Source organism: Endozoicomonas sp. ISHI1 (assembly GCF_024606225.1).
GTDB lineage: Bacteria > Pseudomonadota > Gammaproteobacteria > Pseudomonadales > Endozoicomonadaceae > Endozoicomonas_A.
The window spans coordinates 1-3,942 of record NZ_JAGRPU010000099.1 but is presented as its reverse complement, the minus strand read 5'-3'; the positions used below and the strand labels follow the sequence as shown (position 1 = coordinate 3,942).

1 protein-coding gene and 1 pseudogene are annotated in these 3,942 nt (G+C 40.7%); one reads left to right on the top strand and one right to left on the bottom strand.

Annotation, left to right across the window (positions count from 1 at the left end; genetic code table 11):
• The first annotated feature begins 130 nt into the window (after nucleotides 1-130).
• Nucleotides 131-3,325: a hypothetical protein gene (locus tag KBW69_RS23150; protein WP_257282487.1), complete on the top strand. Its 3,195-nt coding sequence runs from the start codon at nucleotides 131-133 to the stop codon at nucleotides 3,323-3,325.
• Here KBW69_RS23150 and KBW69_RS23145 read toward each other — a convergent pair.
• Nucleotides 3,322-3,477 (bottom strand): annotated as a pseudogene (locus KBW69_RS23145) (IS5/IS1182 family transposase); the annotation flags it as partial. The gene KBW69_RS23150 and the pseudogene KBW69_RS23145 overlap by 4 nt on opposite strands.
• Nucleotides 3,478-3,942 lie beyond the last annotated feature (465 nt).

The following is a 3,942-nucleotide window of genomic DNA, read 5'->3' as shown; positions in this document are numbered from 1 at the left end:
ATTCGATGAACATCATGACAAAATAAGCCATAAAACGATTGAAAGATCGAGACCCGATTTAATAAAAGACTGGGTTCTTGCCCGGTCTTTACTGCTTTCAAGGAATTTTGTTCAAATCAAAGAGGTTTCGGTGCCAGTATTAGCTTCCTCCTCTCTAACCACTACGGCACAACTCACTTCTGGAACAGATGCAAATCCTGAAAAAGCAAAAAGAACCGTAAACGCAGCCAGACAACCAAAAGACTTGAAGCCGGGCATCAGAGTATCAAATGAGGTATTCAATAAAATAATACATGCCCAACATTTATTTCAACTGGATAACAACATTATTAAGGAAGTCAGATTAATTCAGGCAAATCCGGAAAAATTTTTACAACAGGTAGAAAAACAGATCTCGGCATTCAAAAAAGCTGTAGTAAAAAATAAAAACCCAACAAACGAGCTGGGACTGGGCTATTACTACTTTCTCAAGGCACTGGCCATGATGAGGGCCAAAATGTCAGATGATGACAAAACTATTGAGTTGTCGTTTAGCCCGCAAGTCATGTTCAATGCCAAAAAGATAAAAGAGACCATTTTGCATTCTGAAAACTTCTACTTCCCTTATGCCAGAATGCTCTTGCTGTTTTTTGAATATGCCACGAAAGGAGAGCTTCTGGTAACATTATCAGCCTGTGCCTCTGCATTCTCCGGAGTGTCACAGTCTATTGAGATTTTATTAGAGTCGGAGTCGCATTCAGCGGTTCTGACCGGAGTGTTACTAAAGTGGCTATTGCTGATTCCCAAGCCTTTCGAACTGAAACTAGCGTTTGAAGCAGACACCTACCTAAAAAATCCACAAAGCAAAATTCCAGGCAGAGTAACACCTTCCATACGTCTACTCAGAGAGTTTTTGGAGCAACTTCCGGCGAAAGGCTCTGATGGTGCAGTTGATCTTATTTTAGCTCGAATAGACGAGACTTTTATAAATCCCCTATATCTGCCATACGAACAGCATGAACACGCAGAAGCGATAGCAGCAGTGCTAGCGGCAGTGGAAACTGCGTCAGTGAAAGCGCAAAAGGCAAAGCAAGTAATAGCAGAAATTCGTGTGCAAACACAAGAGCATGCGAAAGCGGTAGATGAATTAAACACGGCATCGATCGCGTTAGCGAAAGCAAAAACAGTTGCAGAAAAATTCGAAAAAGTGGAAGCAAGAGAGTCATTGGAAGCGATAAAGGAAGAGGAAGAGGAAGTGAAAGTCAAAGGGGGCAATACAGCAGAAACGCAAGCAGAAGTAAAATTAAGATTGGTACTGAGCCTTGCAACGGGTCGAATGGACTTACTTAAATTTTATAGTCTGGATCTATCTCCAATTATCATGCGTTTTTCTCTACAGGACTTTATTGCACCAAGTTCATTGAATGCCATATTCCTCAAAGAAAAAAAGGAGCAACTCACTAAGGATATTGATCCTGAGAATCGGGCTTTGGCAGATATCATAAAACTTGCTTTTCATCTGCTTGATGTATCACCAGAAGAAAAGCCCGTTTTTCCTCATCTTAAAGCCCTTCCCCTCAATGACCAAGCCAGTTTGACCGTCCATCATTTTGGCCATGACTTACAATTTCTAACAAAGTTAATTAGCTTGTTTCCTGAACTGGCTACCAAGGATGAGTCACAATGGTACAACGTCTTTTTTCTGATTCACGAGTACACGATCAGGCGAATCGGTGAAAATCCGGAAAAGGCAAAAACACTCCAGAGCCATTCAGAAGATTGGCAAAAAAAACGCAATTGGTTTGAAAAGCATATATGGCATATGCCAGTCGAGACGGATGATAGTCATTTAATACCAAAGGACATCGACTCTGCTTTCTTTGACAGTGCCAGCTTGAAAAAATTCAAAGATGGAGACGAAGGTATCTTTATTCTTGCTATTCAGCAAGCCAGAAAAGTTGGCTACCAGAAATTAATGCAGCAGTTAAAGCAATATGAAAATAAATTAGATGATGAATCATTACAGATGACAGGCTGGATTAATTGCCTGGCTGGATTGACGCTTCTTGAGGCGGAAATAAGTTCTGACTCCCGGCGGATAGTATTAACCGATCGCAAAAGTTTTCTGGAGAGTGCTTATGAACATTTCATGAAAGCACGTATAACTGGCTTCCATTATGGCGGTTATCTGGAATCACTGGTGTTTATGCGGCTAGCAAATCACTATCAGTATTATCAGGACGAAACATCAGCCCCCCAACAAAAAGACTCAATCTATAAGCCTGTTATTCAATACGTATCGACCAAAAAACCGGAGGAAAAGTTATTTATTGAAGCGGGTAAGATTATTACGGAAATTTTACCCGGGTTGATAGCGAGCTCTATGTGTGGAGTACGTTTTGCGGCTGAAGCAGCCATCAGAATCTTTACTAATGAACGGTTTAACCTTCTGCATATCCCACAGGCTGGCTGGCCGACAATACTCACAAAATATTTTTTACTTGCCAATACAAACTACCACATCCAGTTTGTGTTCAGCAATGATGGCTCTGAAGCTGAAAAAGAGTTATTCCCCAAAATAAATAACCCAGATAGTATTGAGAGAATACTTCTGAAACCACTTGAGGAAATAAGAAAGCTAAGCATTAAAGAAAGACCAGAACAATATGGTATTTTCCTGGACAGTGAAATCAAAAGTAGTGGCAGACCAGAAAACATCAAGAAATATTTAAGCCTTGTCAAAGCTTTTATAATAGGTAAACCCGAAGTACTTGATATATCATCCGAGGTAAGAGCCTCTGATATTGATCAATTATCAGAGAATATTACAAGCTATGAGCTAAGCCGGAGTGACTTCATAACGTCGTTTGAAGCGCTGCAGGAAACACCACAAACTCAAACCGGCTTTGACGAATTCATTTACAATCTGCCCCAACTGGAATCTCATCCGAACTATGGGGCTATAAGTAATGCTCTGTTGAAGAAACATCGCACAAAATCAGCCTTGATTCACTATTATTTATGGGCTTACGAGACCCTCGATGACAGCTGTGACAACGAACGCAACCTGTTCTGGGATACAGTAATGGCTGAGAAGATTGAAAAAAATGAACAAATGAAAACAGCCTTTTTTACACTTCTGGCAACCGCCGATCTAACGGTTATGTACGATGATAATCGGGAGGCCATGAGCACCGCATTCAAACAGTACGACATAGATCTTTCTGTCTGGTTGGCCTTTTTTCACTCGATCTCAGCCAATTCCGCCCGCCTTCTGGGAGAGAAACATAATGCAGATTTCCATATGAAGCATCTTTTAAAACAAAAAAAAATACTAAGCCGTTAAGACGTTGTCCATAATTGACTCAGTAAGAGTAACAAGAAGCCCAAATGCGTAAATTGAAGACTTGTGTTCAGTTTACGCTCAGTATTTTTCCATAAATAGCGGCAGTTTTCTAACCAGAAAAATGAGGTTTCAACGAAACAGCGCTGCGGGATTCCGTACCAAAACTTTACAGCCAATGAAATAGAAGTCCCATCGTAAACTTTTCCATCTATTTTTGACTACAACAGAAACCCCGTTGACTGTTATGCCTATTACCTACAGAGCCATTCTTGCCACATCCTGAACCCACTGCTATTTTTCCTCAGACTCCATAGGAATCAGAACAATTCATTCAATCAATACAAATAAAAACGGTTGTTTAACAGGTCAACTCTGATTAACAAATTAATAATTATCAAATGGGATCTACGTCAACTCTATGCTTGTTTGTCACAGAAGACTGTTAAAATTTCTCTTTTTAACGCTGCTATTCATGATTGCAATGAAGGTACAAACAGGCCACGCCGCCAGCTACCAGGATGGCCCCCGGAGTGAAGCAGAATACAGCGCACCAGAAATCCGCTTTATGGGTATCTACGCCGGGTTTAAAAGCAATAATTTCCACCTGAAGCTGGGTA